Annotated in this window: 18 protein-coding genes; 9 read left to right on the top strand and 9 right to left on the bottom strand. The window is 61.8% G+C overall.

Features of this window, described 5'->3' with window-relative positions; translation table 11 throughout:
* The first annotated feature begins 129 nt into the window (after nucleotides 1-129).
* The 6 genes from rpoC to KCG44_RS02490 all read left to right on the top strand — a co-directional run bounded on the left by rpoC (nucleotide 130) and on the right by KCG44_RS02490 (nucleotide 9047).
* Nucleotides 130-4359 carry a DNA-directed RNA polymerase subunit beta' gene (rpoC, locus tag KCG44_RS02465; protein WP_218443996.1) on the top strand — a complete coding sequence of 1410 codons (4230 nt, stop codon included), beginning with the start codon at nucleotides 130-132 and terminating at the stop codon, nucleotides 4357-4359.
* A 619-nt stretch (nucleotides 4360-4978) separates the two neighbouring features.
* Nucleotides 4979-6991, top strand: coding sequence for a YadA-like family protein (locus KCG44_RS02470; protein ID WP_218443998.1), 2013 nt, complete (start codon nucleotides 4979-4981; stop codon nucleotides 6989-6991).
* Nucleotides 6992-7290: 299 nt separating this feature from the next.
* Nucleotides 7291-7737: a DUF2141 domain-containing protein gene (locus KCG44_RS02475; RefSeq protein ID WP_218443999.1), complete on the top strand. Its 447-nt coding sequence runs from the start codon at nucleotides 7291-7293 to the stop codon at nucleotides 7735-7737.
* A gap of 1 nt (nucleotide 7738) precedes the next feature.
* Nucleotides 7739-8068, top strand: a complete 330-nt coding sequence (locus KCG44_RS02480; RefSeq protein WP_255536264.1) for a DMT family transporter — start codon at nucleotides 7739-7741, stop codon at nucleotides 8066-8068.
* Nucleotides 8069-8083: 15 nt separating this feature from the next.
* Nucleotides 8084-8707: a COBRA family GPI-anchored protein gene (locus KCG44_RS02485; RefSeq protein ID WP_218444000.1), complete on the top strand. Its 624-nt coding sequence runs from the start codon at nucleotides 8084-8086 to the stop codon at nucleotides 8705-8707.
* On the top strand, nucleotides 8700-9047 hold the full coding sequence (locus KCG44_RS02490) for a winged helix-turn-helix domain-containing protein (protein WP_369411913.1): 348 nt from the start codon (nucleotides 8700-8702) through the stop codon (nucleotides 9045-9047). Before KCG44_RS02485 ends, KCG44_RS02490 begins: the two co-directional genes overlap by 8 nt.
* Here the strand turns inward: KCG44_RS02490 and accC are convergent.
* From accC to aroQ, 3 genes are read right to left on the bottom strand one after another with little or no spacing between them, the layout of a single operon-like run.
* Nucleotides 9044-10387 (bottom strand): acetyl-CoA carboxylase biotin carboxylase subunit, encoded by a 1344-nt coding sequence (gene accC, locus KCG44_RS02495; protein ID WP_218444002.1) that lies wholly within the window; start codon nucleotides 10385-10387, stop codon nucleotides 9044-9046. The two genes, KCG44_RS02490 and accC, sit on opposite strands and share 4 nt — an antisense overlap.
* Nucleotides 10388-10399: 12 nt before the next feature.
* A complete protein-coding gene (gene accB / locus KCG44_RS02500) occupies nucleotides 10400-10861 on the bottom strand; it encodes an acetyl-CoA carboxylase biotin carboxyl carrier protein (protein ID WP_218444003.1) in 462 nt (153 codons plus the stop codon).
* Nucleotides 10862-10920: 59 nt separating this feature from the next.
* The gene (aroQ, locus tag KCG44_RS02505; protein ID WP_218444004.1) at nucleotides 10921-11340 is read right to left on the bottom strand and encodes a type II 3-dehydroquinate dehydratase; all 420 of its coding nucleotides are present in this window, start codon (nucleotides 11338-11340) and stop codon (nucleotides 10921-10923) included.
* A gap of 89 nt (nucleotides 11341-11429) precedes the next feature.
* Here aroQ and thiS point away from each other — a divergent pair, with 89 nt between their 5' ends.
* On the top strand, nucleotides 11430-12416 hold the full coding sequence (gene thiS / locus KCG44_RS02510; RefSeq protein WP_218444006.1) for a sulfur carrier protein ThiS: 987 nt from the start codon (nucleotides 11430-11432) through the stop codon (nucleotides 12414-12416).
* Nucleotide 12417: 1 nt separating this feature from the next.
* Here thiS and KCG44_RS02515 read toward each other — a convergent pair whose 3' ends face one another.
* Genes KCG44_RS02515 through KCG44_RS02525 form a run of 3 tightly spaced genes read right to left on the bottom strand, consistent with a single transcriptional unit; the run spans nucleotide 12418 to nucleotide 13373 of the window.
* Nucleotides 12418-12846 carry a nucleoside deaminase gene (locus KCG44_RS02515; protein ID WP_218444007.1) on the bottom strand — a complete coding sequence of 143 codons (429 nt, stop codon included), beginning with the start codon at nucleotides 12844-12846 and terminating at the stop codon, nucleotides 12418-12420.
* A gap of 34 nt (nucleotides 12847-12880) precedes the next feature.
* Nucleotides 12881-13042: a YqaE/Pmp3 family membrane protein gene (locus KCG44_RS02520; RefSeq protein ID WP_218444008.1), complete on the bottom strand. Its 162-nt coding sequence runs from the start codon at nucleotides 13040-13042 to the stop codon at nucleotides 12881-12883.
* A 46-nt stretch (nucleotides 13043-13088) separates the two neighbouring features.
* Nucleotides 13089-13373 (bottom strand): hypothetical protein, encoded by a 285-nt coding sequence (locus KCG44_RS02525; RefSeq protein ID WP_218444009.1) that lies wholly within the window; start codon nucleotides 13371-13373, stop codon nucleotides 13089-13091.
* Between the two features lie 102 nt (nucleotides 13374-13475).
* Here KCG44_RS02525 and hisC point away from each other — a divergent pair, with 102 nt between their 5' ends.
* Together hisC and KCG44_RS02535 are read left to right on the top strand one after the other, a co-directional pair.
* Complete coding sequence (gene hisC, locus KCG44_RS02530) at nucleotides 13476-14582, top strand: histidinol-phosphate transaminase (protein ID WP_218444011.1); 1107 nt, start codon at nucleotides 13476-13478, stop codon at nucleotides 14580-14582.
* On the top strand, nucleotides 14582-15517 hold the full coding sequence (locus KCG44_RS02535; protein ID WP_218444012.1) for a prephenate/arogenate dehydrogenase family protein: 936 nt from the start codon (nucleotides 14582-14584) through the stop codon (nucleotides 15515-15517). Before hisC ends, KCG44_RS02535 begins: the two co-directional genes overlap by 1 nt.
* On the opposite strand, the gene KCG44_RS02540 is transcribed toward KCG44_RS02535, so the two are convergent.
* Genes KCG44_RS02540 through KCG44_RS02550 form a run of 3 tightly spaced genes read right to left on the bottom strand, consistent with a single transcriptional unit; the run spans nucleotide 15438 to nucleotide 17607 of the window.
* Nucleotides 15438-16388 (bottom strand): DUF2125 domain-containing protein, encoded by a 951-nt coding sequence (locus KCG44_RS02540; protein ID WP_218444013.1) that lies wholly within the window; start codon nucleotides 16386-16388, stop codon nucleotides 15438-15440. The genes KCG44_RS02535 and KCG44_RS02540 overlap by 80 nt on opposite strands.
* Complete coding sequence (locus KCG44_RS02545) at nucleotides 16385-17068, bottom strand: lysophospholipid acyltransferase family protein (protein ID WP_218444015.1); 684 nt, start codon at nucleotides 17066-17068, stop codon at nucleotides 16385-16387. The genes KCG44_RS02540 and KCG44_RS02545 overlap by 4 nt, the downstream gene beginning before the upstream one ends.
* Nucleotides 17065-17607 carry a YdcF family protein gene (locus KCG44_RS02550; protein ID WP_255536265.1) on the bottom strand — a complete coding sequence of 181 codons (543 nt, stop codon included), beginning with the start codon at nucleotides 17605-17607 and terminating at the stop codon, nucleotides 17065-17067. The genes KCG44_RS02545 and KCG44_RS02550 overlap by 4 nt, the downstream gene beginning before the upstream one ends.

Consider the following 17607-nt stretch of genomic DNA (forward strand, 5'->3'; position numbering starts at 1 on the left):
CCTTCCCTTTGAGGGGAGGGACCGGGGATGGGGGGCGGTCGTCCTTCATATCCGAGATCGACAATTTTGCGGGGTGACGACCCCACCCAACCCTCTCCTCAAACGGGAGGGCTTTGAGAGGATAGCGGCATGAACAACGAACTGATGAACTTCTACAATCCGGCGGCAAAGCCGGAGACGTTCGACCAGATCAAGATCGGCGTGGCGTCGCCGGAGCGGATCCGGTCGTGGTCGTTCGGCGAGATCAAGAAGCCCGAAACCATCAACTACCGCACGTTCAAGCCTGAGCGCGACGGCCTGTTCTGCGCGCGCATCTTTGGCCCGATCAAGGATTATGAGTGCCTGTGCGGCAAGTATAAGCGCATGAAGTATAAGGGCATCGTCTGCGAGAAGTGCGGCGTTGAGGTGACCGTATCCAAGGTCCGCCGCGACCGTATGGGCCATATCGAACTGGCCGCGCCCGTCGCGCATATCTGGTTCCTGAAATCGCTGCCAAGCCGCATCGGCATGCTGCTCGACATTCAGCTGAAGCAGCTGGAGAAGGTGCTTTATTTCGAGAGCTTCATCGTCATCGAGCCCGGCCTGACGCCGCTCGAAAAATTCCAGTTGCTGACCGAGGACGAGCTTCTCGACGCGCAGGATGAATATGGCGAGGACGGTTTCACCGCCGGTATCGGCGCGGAAGCGATCCGCGAGCTTCTGGAGACCATGGACCTTGAGGCCGAGCATGCGACGCTCGCCGAGGAACTGGCCGTCACCAAGTCGGAATTGAAGCCGAAAAAGATCATCAAGCGCATGAAGGTCATCGAGTCCTTCCAGCAGTCGGGCAACCGTCCCGAATGGATGATCCTGTCGGTCGTGCCGGTGATTCCGCCAGATTTGCGCCCGCTGGTGCCGCTCGACGGTGGCCGGTTCGCGACATCCGATCTCAATGATCTCTACCGCCGCGTCATCAACCGTAACAACCGCCTGAAACGCCTCATTGAGCTGCGCGCGCCTGATATTATCGTGCGCAATGAAAAGCGCATGTTGCAGGAATCGGTCGATGCGCTGTTCGACAATGGCCGCCGCGGCCGCACGATCACGGGTGCCAACAAGCGTCCGCTGAAGTCGCTTTCCGATATGCTGAAGGGCAAGCAGGGCCGCTTCCGCCAGAATCTGCTGGGTAAGCGCGTTGACTATTCCGGACGCTCCGTGATCGTCACCGGGCCGGAACTGAAACTGCATCAGTGCGGCCTGCCGAAGAAGATGGCGCTCGAACTGTTCAAGCCGTTCATCTACGCGCGTCTTGACGCCAAGGGTCTCTCCATGACGCTGAAACAGGCGAAGAAATGGGTCGAGAAGGAGCGCAAGGAAGTCTGGGACATCCTGGAGGAGGTCATTCGCGAGCATCCCGTGATGCTGAACCGCGCGCCGACGCTTCACCGTCTTGGCATCCAGGCGTTCGAGCCCGTCCTTATCGAGGGCAAGGCCATCCAGCTGCATCCGCTGGTCTGCTCGGCGTTCAACGCCGACTTCGACGGTGACCAGATGGCCGTGCATGTGCCGCTGAGCCTTGAGGCCCAGCTGGAAGCGCGCGTCCTGATGATGTCGACGAACAACATCCTGTCGCCCGCCAATGGCAAGCCGATCATCGTGCCGTCGCAGGACATGATCCTGGGCCTTTATTACCTGTCGATGGACCGTCAGGGCGAACCCGGCGAGGGCATGACACTGTCGAACGCGGTCGAGGTGCATCACGCGCTCGACAACGGCCTTGTCACGCTGCACTCCAAGATCACCACTCGCGTCCCGCAGACGGACGAGAATGGCAATGAGTATATGCTGCGCGTCGAATCGACGCCGGGCCGCATGCTTCTGGGTGAAACGCTGCCGAAGTCGCACAAGGTGCCCTATGAGATCGTCAACCGTCTGCTGACGAAGAAGGAAGTCGCCGACGTCATCGACGTGGTCTATCGCGAGACAGGCCAGAAAGAGACCGTCCTGTTCGCCGACGCGATCATGGACCTGGGCTTCAAGCACGCCTGCAAGGCGGGTATTTCGTTCGGCAAGGATGACATGATCATTCCGCACGAGAAGGACGAGCTGGTCACGGAGGCCCGCGCCACCGTCGCCGATTTCGAGCAGCAATATCAGGACGGCCTCATCACGCAGGGTGAGAAGTACAACAAGGTCATCGACGCCTGGTCCCGCTGCGGCGATCAGGTCGCCGACGCCATGATGGACAAGCTGAAGGCGCACGAGCTGGACGAAAATGGCCGTGAAAAGCCGGTCAACGCCATCTACATGATGGCGCACTCCGGCGCGCGCGGCTCCCCCGCACAGATGAAGCAGCTCGCCGGCATGCGCGGCCTGATGGCGAAGCCGAGTGGCGAGATCATCGAAACGCCGATCATCTCGAACTTCAAGGAAGGCCTTACCGTCCTTGAATATTTCAACTCGACCCACGGCGCGCGCAAGGGCCTCGCGGACACCGCTTTGAAGACGGCGAACTCGGGTTACCTGACACGCCGCCTCGTCGACGTGTCCCAGGACTGCGTCATCATGGAAGAGGATTGCGGCACCGAGAACGCGCTGACCGTGAAGGCCATCGTCGAAGGCGGCACCACGATCGTCTCGCTTGGCGAACGCATCCTTGGCCGTACGCTGGCCGATGATGTCGTCGACGCCAAGAGCGGCGAAGTCGTCATGGCGAAGGGGACGCTGCTTTCGGAAGAGGACGTGAAGCTGGTCGAGGAAGCGGAGCCTGCCTCCGTCCTGATCCGGTCACCGCTCGTCTGCGAAACGAAACTGGGTGTTTGCGCCTCGTGCTACGGCCGCGACCTTGCCCGCGGAACGCCCGTCAATATCGGTGAAGCTGTCGGTGTTATCGCCGCCCAGTCCATCGGTGAGCCCGGCACGCAGCTGACGATGCGGACGTTCCACATCGGCGGCGCGGCACAGGTGTCGGAGCAGTCCACGCTGGAAAGCTCTTTTGACGGCAAGCTTGAATATCGCAATCTGGAAGCCATCGTCGACGCCAAGGGCCGGCGCATCGCCATGTCCCGCGGCGGCGAGCTTGCCGTGATGGATATGGAAGGGCGCGAACGCTCGCTCAACCGCATTCCCTATGGTGCCGTGCTGCACGGCGAGGACGGTCATATCGTCAAGCAGGGCGACCGCATGGCGGAATGGGATCCATATACCGCGCCTGTCATCACCGATAAGGGCGGCATCGTTGGCTATCAGGACCTGATCGAGGGCATCTCGATGGAAGAAGCCGCCGATGAGGCCACGGGTATTGCGAATAAGACGGTCGTCGACTGGAAGAGCCAGCCGAAGTCCGGTGATCTGAAGCCACGCCTGACGCTGACGTCGGGCAAGTCCGAGGACGCCGCCGTCTTCCAGCTGAATGTCGGCGCCATTCTTTCGGTGGCCGAGGGGCAGGAAGTGGCACCGGGTGAAGTGATCGCGCGTATCCCGCGTGAAGCGGCCAAGACCCGCGATATCACGGGCGGCCTGCCGCGCGTCGCGGAACTGTTCGAGGCCCGCATTCCAAAGGACAATGCTGTCATTGCCGCAATCGACGGACGTGTCGAATTCGGCCGCGACTACAAGACCAAGAAGAAAATCTTCATCCATCCCGAGGATGGCGAGGGCGAAACCATCGATTACATGGTCCCCAAGGGCAAGCATATGACCGTCCAGGACGGCGATATGGTCCGGAAGGGCGACTATCTGATCGACGGCAATCCGAGCCCGCATGACATTCTGGACGTCATGGGCGTGGAGGCGCTGGCTGAATATCTCGTTTGGGAAATTCAGGAAGTGTATCGTCTGCAGGGCGTGAAGATCAACGACAAGCATATCGAGACGATTGTTCGCCAGATGCTGCAGAAGGTCGAGATCACCACATCCGGTGCGACGACGCTGCTGGTCGGCGAACAGGTTGATCGCCGCGAGATGGAAGAGGAAAATGCCAAGCTGAGCTCGCGCCAGGCGAAGGCGGAGGGCAAGCCCGTTCTTCTCGGCATCACCAAGGCGTCGCTGCAGACCCGCAGCTTCATTTCGGCCGCGTCGTTCCAGGAAACGACGCGCGTTCTCACCGAGGCATCGGTTCAGGGCAAGATCGACACGCTCGACGGCCTGAAGGAAAATGTCATCGTGGGCCGCCTGATCCCGGCCGGTACGGGCGCCGCGATGAACCGCGCGCGCATTGAGGCCAATCGCCGCGACCAGAAGCTGCGCGACAAGCAGCGCAAGGCGCTGGAGGCAGAGGCTGCCGCGAATGAAGCCGCCGCCAATGAAGAAGCGGCGGCCGCGGCGGCGGCTGCCTGTGAAGTCCCAGAAGCGCCAACGCCGGTTGAACCAGCCGAATAAAGGCTGGACCTTCCTGCTGAGTCGAAAGGGCCGCACGAACATCTGTTCGTGCGGCCCTTTTCTGTTGCTGAAGGATATTGCTTCACCATGCCATCATCGTCATGGCCGCCGCCTCCAGTTCGCTGATCGTTGAGAATGAGCGAGTTCGCTGGACCAGGCGAAGAGGCTCGCCTGTAAGAGGCATCCGGCTATTGCGGGCTAGCCGCGACGATATTCACCGGACTTGATCGGCTCACCAGCATAATTTTGCGGGGAAGAGGGCAGCGGTGCAAAGCAGATGCGGGACAGCGAAATGAGCACGCACGATCGCACGATATCGCCGTTGCCCGCAGCCTGACCTTGCCATTCGCACCTGGTCAAATGAATAATTGAGCGATCCGAGTTAAGATATCTTCGTCCATAATGAATATTTTTCCATGCATAATAAGCTATTTATGAGAGAGCATTTTTGAAAATTATGCACTTTCATATATAGCCATTATAAAAATATTATATCTGAATTCAACATATTTACCGGGTTCTTATTAATCAGATTATTTTTCGTCACGCCCATGAAGGCCTCCTCTTAGCGGTATCAGCAAATAGCAGCTGCAAACAACTTGGCTGGAGGATGACGATTATGTACTTTATCGGGACGCCATATGCTGCGGCCGGCGATTTCTTTTCGGACGGTCCCAAGACAAGGGCTTTTCTGCGCGGTGCCGCCATTGCTGCCGCGCTGATCGCAGCGTCGGGAGCGGCATCCGAAGCGCGGGCCCAATCGGTCGTCAGCGCCTGCAGCGGCGTTCGGTTGCCCGCATCGGTTGTGACGTCAATCGTGGCACCGATCGCGGAGGGCATCGTCGCCCCCATCGAAGCCACGGTAAATCTTGGCTTTACCACGCTGGAGGCTCTGCCCCTGATCGGCAGCATCCTGCCAGAGCTTTCAGTGGACACCGCCGGAATCCTGGCAGATGCGGCGAGTGGTGACCCCGTAACATTGTCGGTGATCGACGCGGACGGCACGCTGGTCGGCCCGGACGATCGCTGTAATCTGACAGCCGACGGCTATTCGCTCGACGTGAGTGGCGGAATCGCGATTGGCGGGAACACCATTTCAGGGCTCGGCACGGGCGCGATTGCCCGGTCGCTGGCGAGCGGCAGCATCGCCTTTGGCGACGGCAGCCTTGTGACGGCGGAGGGAACAGGAGGGGCCGCGTTCGGCAGCGGCGCGGAGGTGCGCACGGTGAACGGGCTCGCACTCGGCGCTGGATCCGTCGCGTTGCGCACGGAACTCGGCGGGGCCGCAGGCGAAGTCTCATTTGGCACGGTCGGAAACGAACGGCTGCTGAGCAATGTCGCGGACGGAATTCTGGCCACCGACGCGGTGACGAAAGCGCAGCTGGACGCCGTGGGCGGTATGGCCGGGTCGAATCTGACGGCAATTACGGATCTTGAGGTTCGCATTGGTGCGCACGATATCGCCATGGCCGGTGTCAATGCCGCACTGGGTGCAGGTATGGACACCGTCACGACGCTTGTCGAAGACAATCAGGACGGAATTGCTCTCAACGCCGATCTCATTGCGGATCTCACCGTGGACGTTCAGAAAAATACTGGTGACATCGCCGCGAATGTGACAGCGATTGCCGAGCTGGCCGATAGCGTGGCAGAGCAAGGCGGCTCCGTCATTGCCAATAGCGCGGCTATCGCCTTGAACAGCGGAAATATTGCCACGAATACCGATGCGATCGCTGCGCTGGATGGCCGCGTCGACATCAACGCAGACGCAATCGCAGAGAATGCCGCCGATATCGCCGACAATGCGTCCGCGATCGTTACTGTCGCAGCGGATGTCGATGTCAACAGGCTCTCCATCGCCGAGAATGCGGCGAACACCACGGCGCTGGAAGCGCGGGTCAGCGTGAACGAGGCCGACATCGCGGCTATTGAGGATACGTACGTCGCCTATGACAACGCATCGGCTGACACAGTAACGCTGCGCGGAAACGCGGGAACCACGATCTCCAATGTCGCCGCAGGAGAGGTCGGCGCGGCCTCGACAGATGCGGTCAACGGTGCGCAGCTTGCCGCGACTAATGCGTCGGTCAGCGAAACTCAGGCGAATCTCGATCTGCTGGCCGGTAGCATCGGCCTCGCGGGGTCGGCGCCGGTACGTTACGCGGACGAGGCGAACCCCGATGCGCCCAATACTGGAACGGCCACCAATATCGTCACCCTGGTCGGTTCCGATCGTGCGGCGCCAGTCCGCATGACCAACGTCGCGGCGGGCATCGCCGCCAGCGATGCTGCAACCGTTGGGCAGGTCAATGCCGGCATGGCGGCGACATTGCAGGAGGCGCAGCGTTTTGCGCGCGGCCTGGTCGACGACCTGTCCTTCGACCTTTCCGAACTACGCAGGGACAGCGAAGCCGGAACGGCAGGGGCAATCGCGATCGCCTCCATGCCGCAACCGATCAATGCGGGGGAAGCGATGGTGTCGTTCGGCGTCGGGCATTTCCGCGGCGAAAGCGCGTTTTCCGTGGGTGCGGTCAAGGCGGGTGACGACGGTCGGTTCATGCTGCGCCTCACCGGCGGTGTCGATACACGCGGTAATCTGTCGGCGGGCGGTGGTATCGGCCTCGGTTTCTGAACCGGCAAACGGATCAGGCAGGATCGATCTGCCTGTACAGCCGCGTGTGCAGCCTCCAGGCACGCGCGGCTGTCTTGTGTGCGCATGTCGCGCGCGATTCGATGATGGCATTGGGATGTCGGTCGATTTGCCTCCCCGCAGTGCCTGCCGCCCGTCTTACCTAAGGCGGTGGAAGGCCCTCCTCGCCGCGTTATCCTGTCGCTCCCGACGGACATATCACGCCCATCCTCTTCTCATTGACTAACCATGTACTTTGATTTATAAAGTTCATGGTTATTCAATGAGAAGAGGATAAATCAATGATTCCGCGAGCATTCATTAAGATCGCCGCCGTCAGTCTGGCATGCGCATCAGCGATAACGCTGCCGTCAGGGGCTGCCGACCTGACCGTCAACATTGACGGCGTCCGCGACGCCCCTGGCAAGCTTTACGTCAGCTTGCAGACACAATCTCAATTTATGAAAGACGAGGGCGCATATGGTGTCATGATCGACAGTCCGGCTGCCGGCGTCTCCTCGCCCACCGTCACGGGCATCGCGCCAGGCACATATGCGATCACCGTCTGGCACGACGATAATGACAATGGCGAATTCGACATGGGCGAGCGCGGGCCCCTGGATGGCTGGGCAATGATCGGCGGCACGTCGATGCGCGCCGAACCCACGTTCGCGCAGACCAGCCTGACGATTGGCGAGGCGGACGAAAGCGTCAGCGTTGTCATGATCTATGGCCGCGAGACGCCGTAGGATGGCGATCGCTGCATGGGGATTTCTGGCTATTGCCATCTCGCTGGAGGTCGCTGGAACCTTCCTTCTGAAACTCTCGGACGGATTTCGGCTGTGGCACTGGGGCGCGCTCTCGATCCTGTGCTATTCTTCGTGCTTCTGGATGCTGGCGCCCGCCATGAAAGTGCTGCCGATTGGCGTCGTCTATGCGATCTGGGCGGGTGTGGGCATCGTTGCCGCGTCGCTTATCGGTGTCCTTGTCTTTGGCGAGCGGCTGGGGCCGATTCAGCTCGGCTGTATCGCGCTGGTCCTGGTGGGCTCGATCGGGCTTCGCCTGACGACGACAAGTTAATATAGGAGACGCAAAATGATGCAGGATGACCTGAACGCGCTGCGGCGTATCGCCGAAGAAGGCCGCGACCTGCCGCTGATGGGCGGCCGCCATTTCCTGATATGGGGCATCGCATTGCCGGTGGCCGGGATCTATCATTGGGCTGTCGTCAGCGGCCATATTGACGCGCCAGGATGGACGTTGACGCTGTCGTGGTTCGGCCTTGCCGGCTTCGCTACCATCATTGGCCGTATGATCGGCGCGAGACGGGGACAGGGCCATGCTACGGAAACCTCGGCCAGCCGTGTTGAGCGCGGCGTCTGGGCCGCCGCGGGCGCGACATTTGCCATTCTCGCCATTGGCCTGCTTCTGCATGCCAGCCTTGGCCCGCAAAGCGGCGCAGCGGGGCGCTTTGCCTTCTTTGTGATGCTCGCGCCCATGACGTTCGGCATTTATGCGATCGCGATCAACGCAAGTGCCGTCGCCACAAACGCCCTGTGGATGCGGCCTTATGTGGCGCTGTCCTTCGCGTTCGCCGCGGTCACGATATTGATGCTGTCCAGCCCCTGGCTTTACCTGGTGTACGCCATCGGTATCGCGGCAATCTCGATCCCTCTCGGCGTGGCGCTCGTACGGCGGGAAGGGGCTTCCCGTGGCTGACGATACGTTGGCTAAGGAGGACGATCCAGACGATGCGGATGGGGGTGATTTCGATTATCGCGAGATCGACGACCTGATCCATGGCCGCGTGCGGCTGGCGATCATGGCATATCTGTCCGGCGCGGGCAGCGCGGATTTCGCGGACCTGAAAGCCAGGGCCAGGGTGACGGACGGCAATCTGTCCGTGCACCTCAGGAAACTGGAAGACGCAGGCTATGTGCGCGTCGAAAAGAAATTCCAGAACCGCAAGCCGCTGACCATCGCGCATCTGTCCGGCAAAGGCCGGGAGGCCTGGATATCCTATCTGGACAGGATGCGAGCGCTACTTGGCGGCGCCTAACCCTTCGCGGCCAGCCATTCCTCCAGCCATTTGATCGAATAATCGCCGTTTATGAAATCCGGCTGCTCGATCAACTCGCGGTGCAGCGGGATTGTCGTCTTGGGTCCCTCGATGACATATTCCTCAAGCGCCCGGCGCAGGCGCATCAGGCAGTCATTGCGGTTCGCGCCGTAAACGATCAGCTTTGAAATCAGCGAATCGTAATAAGGCGGTATCGAATAGCCGTCATAGAGCGCGCTGTCGGCCCGGACGTGCAGTCCGCCCGGCGCGTGATACTGGGTCACCTTGCCGGGGGAAGGGGCGAAGGTGCGCGGATCCTCGGCATTGATGCGGCACTCAACGGCATGTCCGCTAAAGACAATATCCTCCTGCGCGATCGAAAGCGGCAGGCCCGCGGCCACGCGAATCTGCTCCCGGACGAGGTCGATACCGGTAATCGCTTCAGTGACCGGATGTTCGACCTGCAGGCGGGTGTTCATTTCGATAAAATAGAAATTGCCGTCTTCGTACAGGAATTCGATTGTCCCCGCCCCGCGATAATTCAGATCCGCCATGGCCTTGCGGCAGACTTCGCCCATATGCGCGCGGGCTTCGGCATTGAGCGCGGGGGACGGGGCCTCTTCCAGAACCTTCTGATGTCGGCGCTGCAGCGAACAGTCGCGCTCGCCGAGATGGATCGCCCCGCCCTTCCCGTCGCCGAACACCTGGAATTCGATGTGACGCGGATTGCCGAGATATTTCTCGATATAAACGGTGTCGTCGCCAAAGGCGGCCTTCGCCTCCTGCCCCGCCGCCTTCAGGCTGGAGGAGAGGTCCTCGGGCTTCTCGACAACCTTCATGCCGCGCCCGCCGCCGCCAGATGCCGCTTTCACCAGAACCGGATACCCGATTTCAAAGGCGATGGTTTCGGCCTCCGCCAGATCGGTGATCGCGCCGGGACTGCCGGGCACCAGGGGCAGGCCGACCGCGCCTGCGGTGCGCTTGGCCTCGACCTTGTCGCCCATGACGCGGATGTGCTCGGCGGTCGGGCCGACAAAGGCGATATCATGCGCCTCGACAATTTCGGCGAATTTCGCGTTTTCGCTGAGGAAACCATAGCCGGGATGGATTGCATCGGCGCCGGAAACCTCGGCGGCAGAGATGATATTTGCGATGTTCAGGTAGGAATCGGTGGCGGATGGCGGCCCGATGCAGACGCTTTCATCCGCCAGACGCACATGCATCGCGTCAGCGTCCGCAGTCGAGTGCACCGCGACCGTCTTGATCCCCATTTCATGACAGGCGCGATGGATGCGCAGCGCGATTTCGCCGCGATTGGCGATCAGGAGTTTTTCGAACATCGCCCGGCCGCCCTATTCGACGACCGCGAGGACTTCGTCGAATTCGACGGGGGCCTGATTTTCCACACACAGGCGGGACACGGTCCCGGCCTTCGGCGCGGTAATCGGGTTCATGACCTTCATGGCCTCAACGATCAGCAGCGTATCGCCTGCGGCCACCTTATCGCCGACCTTCACAAAATTCGCCGCGTCGGGTTCGGGCGCGAGATAGACTGTCCCCACCATGGGTGACTTCACCGCGCCCGGATGCGCTTTCAGATCCGCGGCGGCGTCAATCGCGGGCGTTTCGTCGGCGGGGGCGGCCACGACAGGTGCCGCCGCCGGGACAGCCTGCACGGGCGCCGCGCCGACCGCGGCTGTCATCTGCCGTGCCACGCGGATTTTGCGGTCGCCGTCCTCGACTTCGATCTCACTAAGACCCGTTTCATCCAGCATCTCGGCGAGCTGCTTCACGAGCTTGGTGTCGACGTTCATACCGCCGGCTTTCGAACTGTGCGCCATTTGCTTTCGGTCCCCAGATTCATAATGCGGAATTACAATGCGGCCGCAGCCTGTAGCGCAAGGCTGTAGCCATGTGCGCCCAGCCCCGCAATCACGCCTTTTGCCACCGGACTGACATGAGAGCGCCTGCGAAAGCTTTCGCGGGCATGCGTGTTCGACAGGTGAACCTCCAGAACCGGCACTTCGATCCCCGCAATCGCATCGCGCAGTGCAATCGACGTGTGTGTCAGCCCGCCAGGGTTCAGGATCACGGCCTTCGCGCCCGTCGAGCTGCTCTCGTGCAACCAGTCGATCAGGTGCCCCTCATGATTGGACTGCCGCATATCGAGGCGGACACCCAGCGTCTGCGCCTCATCCTCCAGACGGCCACAAATGTCATCCAGCGTATCATGGCCATAGACATCAGGCTCCCGCGTGCCGAGAAGGTTCAGATTGGGCCCGTTGAGGATCATGATGAGCGGCTGATCGGCGATGATGCGTGTCCCGGTTGGTTCGCTGAGCTTTCACGCCTATATCGCCGCGACGACGAATTGGGAATCCCATGGACAATACGCTTTCGATTACCGTGAATGGCGAGCATCGCCGCATCCGCACGCCCGCGACAATCGCCGACCTGCTGAACGAGCTTGGCCAGGACCCGGCGTCAGTTGCCGTCGAACGGAATCTCGGCATCGTGCCGAAATCGGCCTATGCGGACACGGCGCTGGAATCCGGCGACGAGATCGAGGTGGTGCATTTCGTCGGCGGCGGGCAGCAGGCCGATGATGGCTGGGAGGTCGCGGGCCGCAAATTCTCGTCACGGCTGATTGTCGGCACAGGCAAATACAGGGACTTCGAGACAAATGCGGCGGCCGTCGCGGCGGCAGGCGCGGAAATCGTGACCGTTGCTGTCCGGCGCGTCAATGTCACCGATCCCAATGCTCCGAAGCTCACCGACTTCATCGATCCCAAGACCGTCACCTATCTGCCGAACACGGCGGGCTGTTTCACCGCCGAGGACGCGATGCGCACGCTGCGGCTGGCGCGCGAGGCGGGCGGCTGGAATCTGGTGAAGCTCGAAGTGCTTGGCGAAGCGAAATCGCTTTACCCCGACATGGAGGCAACGCTGATCGCCACGCGTGAGCTTGTAAGGGACGGGTTCGACGTCATGGTCTATTGCGCCGATGACCCGATCGCCGCGCTGAAGCTTGAGGATGCGGGCGCGGCGGCCATCATGCCTCTGGGCGCGCCGATCGGGTCCGGGCTCGGCATTCAGAATCCCGTGACCATCCGCATGATCATCGAGAATGCCTCCGTGCCCGTGCTGGTCGATGCGGGCGTGGGCTGTGCCTCCGATGCCGCCGCGGCGATGGAACTTGGCTGCGACGGCGTGCTGATGAACACCGCCATCGCCGAAGCGAAGGACCCGGTCATCATGGCGCGCGCGATGAAAGCCGCGGTCGAGGCGGGGCGTTTGTCCTACCTGGCCGGGCGCATGCCCAAACGCCGCTATGCCGACCCGTCATCACCGCTTGCCGGCCTGATCTAGCCTATCGGCGCGCGGCGAAGAAGTCCTTCAGCAGCGCCGCCGCCTCGCTCTCGCCTATGCCGGGATACAGATCCGGCTTATGGTGGCAGGTGTTGTGCGCGAACACGCGCGCGCCGCTTACGACGCCGCCACTTTTTGCGTCTTCCGCACCAAAATAGAGGCGGCGGATGCGGGCGTGCGATATCGCGCCCGCACACATTGCGCATGGCTCCAGCGTTACGAACAAATCGGCCTGTTCCAACCGCTCCTGGCCAAGTTTCCGCGCTGCCGCACGGATCACCTGCATTTCGGCATGCGCCGTCGGGTCGTTCAACGCCCGCGTACGATTGCCGTCAGCCGCGATAATCTCGCCATCCAGCACCAGTGCGGCGCCAATGGGCACCTCCAAACGCAAAGCGGCGGCCCTCGCCTGAGCGAGAGCCGCCGCCATGTACGGATTGGTGATACCGTCGTCCGTCAGCAGCCTATCTCAGGAAATTGACGTAGATGGCATGGATGACGCCGGGCACGAAAAAGATCAGCGTCAGGATCAGGTTGATCCAGAAATCGCGATCCAGGCCGTGCTTCAGCAGGACATCAAGTGGCGGCAGAAGAATGCTGCAGATCAAAACGAGAATTTGGCCCATTATAACATTCTCCTGAACGCCAAGTACATTTTAGTTGAAATCCGACTTACTGGTTCGCGGAACCATCGTCGTCAGCCGGATCGATGTCTACCGAAGGCAGATCGACATCGAGGTCGACATCGCCGCCGTCGACATCAATGTCTGCGGTTTCGACCTGAACGTCAGGCAGCTCGCCGCCTTCCATGCTCGCTTCGACCTCAACGTCGGGCATTTCGACTTCGCCGGATGCGTCTACGTTGAACAGGCCCATCGCATAGGCAATCGCCGCCAGCGCGATCAGTACGACGATGATAATGATGATATTACGTGAACCACCAGTGTTTTCGGACATAATGACTTCCCCTTTTCTTCTTAGGTGCCCCCCCAACGCGCGGATTGCGAAGCGGTTGCATCCCCCCTAAGCGGCGAAAAACCAGCTAGGTCAACAAGGGTTATGAATATGGCACCGCCGAAGATGAAGCCGTGGATCGAGGCTATCAGCGCCTATGTTCCGGGTCGCGCCGGCGGCGAGGGGCGCACGGTCAAATTATCGTCCAACGAAAATCCCATGGGAAGTTCCCCCGCGGCACTGTCCGCGATGCGCGAGGCCGCAAATGGCAGTCATCGTTATCCCGACGCGGCAAGCCACGGCCTGCGCGACGCCGTGGCCGCCCTGCACGGGCTGGAGCCGGAGCGTATCGTGTGCGGCACGGGCTCCGATGAGCTGCTGCAACTCCTCGCGCTCGCTTATGCCGGACCGGGCGACGAAGTGCTTTATGTGCAGCGCGGCTTCATGGTGTATCCGATCGCGGCGCGGCGCGCGGGCGCGGAGCCTGTTGCGGCACCGGACAAGGATTATACGGCCGATGTCGACAATTTGCTGGCCGCCGTCACGCCAAGAACGCGGCTCGTCTATCTCGCCAACCCGAACAATCCCACGGGTACGGTGATTGGAAAGGCCGAGGTGGAGCGCCTGCACGCCGGCCTGCCGGACGATGTCCTGCTGGTTCTCGACGCGGCCTATGCCGAATATATGGAGATCGGCGCGGACTATGAGGACGGGATTGCACTGGCGCGCAGGCACGCGAACGTCGTAACGACACGTACCTTCTCGAAAATCTACGGCCTGGCGGCGGCGCGTGTCGGCTGGGCCTATGGCGATCCAGAGGTCATCGGCGCACTGAACCGCATTCGCGGACCTTTTAACGTGACCAGCCAGGCACAGGCCGGCGCGATCGCGGCGCTCGCCGATCAGGACTTCGTCCGCCGCTGCCGCGAGGAAAATGCGCGTGAGCGGGCGAAGTTCAACGACGCCATCGCGGCACTTGGCAATCACGGCCTGCGCGCCATTCCGTCAGCGGCCAATTTCGTCCTGGTGGAGTTTCCGGCCGAAGGGGAGAAAACGGCGGAGGCCGCGAACGCCTATTTGACAGACAGGGGGATCTTGACCCGCTGGCTGCCAACGCAGGACCTTGCCCATGCGCTGCGTGTCTCCATCGGCACGGCGGACGAAAATGCGAACGTCATCGCCGCGCTGCAGGATTTCATGGGCGCCCCCTGATGCTGCCCTTCTCCCGCGTTGCCATTATCGGCTTCGGCCTGATCGGGTCGAGCGTCGCGCGCGCCGTTCGGCGTGCCATGCCCCGTGTCAATCTGACCGGTTATGACGCCGATGCCGACGTCCGCGAACGAGGGGATACGCTCGGCCTGTTCGATGATATCGCCGATAGCGCGGGCGCGGCCGTCACGGATGCAGACCTCGTGATTCTAGCGGTACCCGTACGGGCAAGCGAAGCGGTGGCACGGGATATCGCCGCAGACCTGCCCGCCGACTGCGTCGTCAGCGATGTCGGATCGGTGAAGGCGAAGGTCGCAGAGGCGCTCGCCGCCCATATTGACAATTCCGCGCGCATCATCCCGGCGCATCCGGTGGCCGGAACGGAAAATAGCGGCCCTGACGCGGGCTTTGCCGATCTATTTGCCGGACGCTGGTGCATCCTGACCCCCGGGGCCGATGCGGACCCGGTCGCGGTCGAGCGCTTGTCCGAATTCTGGCGTCAGCTGGGCAGCGACGTCGAAATTATGGACGCCGCGCACCATGACATCGTGCTCGCCGTGACGAGCCATCTGCCGCATCTGATCGCCTATACCATCGTCGGCACGGCGTCCGATGTCGAGGAAGTCACCAAGAGCGAAGTGATCAAATATTCCGCGGGCGGCTTTCGTGATTTCACCCGCATCGCCGCCAGCGACCCGACCATGTGGCGCGATGTGTTTCTGGCGAACAGGGACGCCGTTCTCGATGTGCTGCAACGCTTTACCGAGGATCTGACCGCGCTTCAGCGCGCCATTCGCTGGGACGATGGCGATACGCTGTTCAAACATTTCGAAGTGACGCGAGAGACCCGCCGCCGCATCATCGACGCAGGTCAGGACACGGCGGCTCCAGATTTCGGACGCGTCCCCCCGAAGGAGTCTGAAGTCGGCGAAGACTAGGCTGGTCGATCGATCCGCCGAGCGCAAAGCGCGCGGGTCTGCGCTGACGGAATTCCTTGTCAGGACCGGCATCGCCATGGATGAACGCGGCAAGCGTCGCTGGACAATCCGTCGCGATCGTTCCGGACAGGGCGAGCGTCCCGCCGGGCAGCGGCGCGATCGTCGCATCGAAACCGGCGAGCGCCGCGCCGTCCGACCCCGACAGCGTTCCGCCATCGATCTCTACGGTGCCGCCATTTCGCCATGCGGACAGGGAGGCAAGCGGCGCATCTGCGGTGATCTTGAGCGGCAATGCGGCGGAAAACGCGCGCTGCGCCGCGCGGAAGGTGCCCGCCAGTCGCAATTCCGCCTGCGCAGGCGGCGTCGCGGTCTCTGCCGGCTCCGCATTCGGGGTTTCACGAAAATGAATCTCCAGCGGCACGGCATCAAAATTTCCGTCGAACAGGCTCATGCTGATGGACGCCCTTTCGAACCGCATGGACAGACGCTCCACCAGCTCGCCCGCCCTTAGACTGGCACGTGCGTTATCACTGGTAATCACAATGCCGCCAAAGCCCGCAGCCTGCGCAGCGATTTCCACGTCCGTCAACTGACCCACATAAAGACCCGCGCGAAAGGGCCCGCTGCCGATCTGACTGCGGCCCGCCGTCAACGTTACGGAGGCGCCATTGCCGCCGCGCGTGATATTCAGGCTGGGGAGGCCGGCCTCAAGCCGGTAGGGAAAGCCATCGACCTGCACATCGGCAGCGCCCGTCACCTTCGCGACCGACTTTTGCAGCCCTTCAGCTTCGCTCCGCCAGTACACATAATAGGTCGTCAGGCCGATGATCAGCGGCGCAATCGCCAGCAGAAAGGGGCGGATCGACGTCATTCCGGTTTCCTGTTGATGGCCTCGTGCAGGCGCGTTTCGAATTCGTCGCGCTTCAACCCCGTCGGGATGAGCGGCAGGAAATGCACGCGCGCCACGCCCGGCCGTTTCAGGCCGCTGCGCGGCCAGACATGCGCGCTGCTGAGCGCGACCGGCACGACGGGGAGTTTCAAAAGCCGGTACAGACCCGCGATGCCCGGGCGCAGCGGCGGCGCTTCGCCTTCGGGTGTCCTCGTGCCTTCGGGAAAGATCACGATCTGCCGCATCTCGGCTTTCGCCTGTTCCCCGGCACGCAGCATGGCGCGCATGGCGCTGGACCCCGCATTGCGATCGACGAACAATGATCCGTGCCGCGCCGCTATCCAGCCCCAGATGGGAATGCGGCGCAGTTCGGCTTTCATCACGACGGCGGGCCACGGAAATAGCGATGGCAGTGCCAGCGTTTCCAGATTCGACTGATGCTTCGCCGCGACGATCACCGCTCCCGACGGTATCTCTCCCGTGACCTGGAACCGGATGCCAAGAACGTGCCGCGCGATCCAGATGACATATTGCGACCACATCGCCGCGCCCTTGTGGCCCTGCCGCCGCGAGATGCAGATGCGGACGCCCGCAATAATGACGAAAATGACACTTCCGCCATAAAATAATATCGAAAACAGTATGTTGCGAATCAGGATCATGCGCTTTCGACCAGTCCGATCAAACGCCTTACCGCGAATTTGGTATATTCCCGCGCCAGCGATATCGCGCCGCCGGCCACAGGCACGGCATCAGGCACGATCTCCACGCCATCATCGAGCCGTCCGTCCAGCTCCAGCAGGGCCCTTGGCATGTGGTCGGCGGCGGTCACCACGCGTAGGCTGGTATAGCCGCGCTGCCGCGCCCATGCCGCGATTTCAGCGCCATTGCCTGCCGTATCGGCCGCCCGCTTGCCAAGGTCGATGCAGCAGGCAAACAAATCTTCCTCGACGTCAAGTTCGCTGGCCAGGTCGACCGGACGGACCACTGGGTCGACGCCGGAGACGAGCAGGCGCTGTGCGCCGCCGCTGCGAATAATATCGACGCCATGCGCAAGCCGGCCCGGACCGCCAGTCAATACAACGATGCCATCGGTCTTTGTTTCCGCAGGAACCGGGCCAGGCAGGGTCAGCATGAACCATACGAACCCGGCCACCCAGACGAGCGCCAAACCAAGCAGGAACTTAAGGAGAAGGCGCAT

Origin of the sequence: Pacificimonas pallii, assembly GCF_019204005.1 — a bacterium.
GTDB lineage: Bacteria > Pseudomonadota > Alphaproteobacteria > Sphingomonadales > Sphingomonadaceae > Pacificimonas > Pacificimonas pallii.

Coding starts and splice junctions, on each gene's coding strand:
- hisC (WP_218444011.1), top strand. CDS start 13,476: ATGAATATGGCACCGCCGAAGATGAAGCCGTGGATCGAGGCTATCAGC.
- KCG44_RS02550 (WP_255536265.1), bottom strand. CDS start 17,607: ATGCGCCTTCTCCTTAAGTTCCTGCTTGGTTTGGCGCTCGTCTGGGTG.
- KCG44_RS02540 (WP_218444013.1), bottom strand. CDS start 16,388: ATGACGTCGATCCGCCCCTTTCTGCTGGCGATTGCGCCGCTGATCATC.
- KCG44_RS02515 (WP_218444007.1), bottom strand. CDS start 12,846: ATGGCGGCGGCTCTCGCTCAGGCGAGGGCCGCCGCTTTGCGTTTGGAG.
- accC (WP_218444002.1), bottom strand. CDS start 10,387: ATGTTCGAAAAACTCCTGATCGCCAATCGCGGCGAAATCGCGCTGCGC.
- KCG44_RS02535 (WP_218444012.1), top strand. CDS start 14,582: ATGCTGCCCTTCTCCCGCGTTGCCATTATCGGCTTCGGCCTGATCGGG.
- KCG44_RS02485 (WP_218444000.1), top strand. CDS start 8,084: ATGATGCAGGATGACCTGAACGCGCTGCGGCGTATCGCCGAAGAAGGC.
- KCG44_RS02470 (WP_218443998.1), top strand. CDS start 4,979: ATGTACTTTATCGGGACGCCATATGCTGCGGCCGGCGATTTCTTTTCG.
- KCG44_RS02525 (WP_218444009.1), bottom strand. CDS start 13,373: ATGTCCGAAAACACTGGTGGTTCACGTAATATCATCATTATCATCGTC.
- KCG44_RS02480 (WP_255536264.1), top strand. CDS start 7,739: ATGGCGATCGCTGCATGGGGATTTCTGGCTATTGCCATCTCGCTGGAG.
- KCG44_RS02475 (WP_218443999.1), top strand. CDS start 7,291: ATGATTCCGCGAGCATTCATTAAGATCGCCGCCGTCAGTCTGGCATGC.
- aroQ (WP_218444004.1), bottom strand. CDS start 11,340: ATGATCCTCAACGGGCCCAATCTGAACCTTCTCGGCACGCGGGAGCCT.
- thiS (WP_218444006.1), top strand. CDS start 11,430: ATGGACAATACGCTTTCGATTACCGTGAATGGCGAGCATCGCCGCATC.
- accB (WP_218444003.1), bottom strand. CDS start 10,861: ATGAACGTCGACACCAAGCTCGTGAAGCAGCTCGCCGAGATGCTGGAT.
- KCG44_RS02520 (WP_218444008.1), bottom strand. CDS start 13,042: ATGGGCCAAATTCTCGTTTTGATCTGCAGCATTCTTCTGCCGCCACTT.
- KCG44_RS02545 (WP_218444015.1), bottom strand. CDS start 17,068: ATGATCCTGATTCGCAACATACTGTTTTCGATATTATTTTATGGCGGA.
- rpoC (WP_218443996.1), top strand. CDS start 130: ATGAACAACGAACTGATGAACTTCTACAATCCGGCGGCAAAGCCGGAG.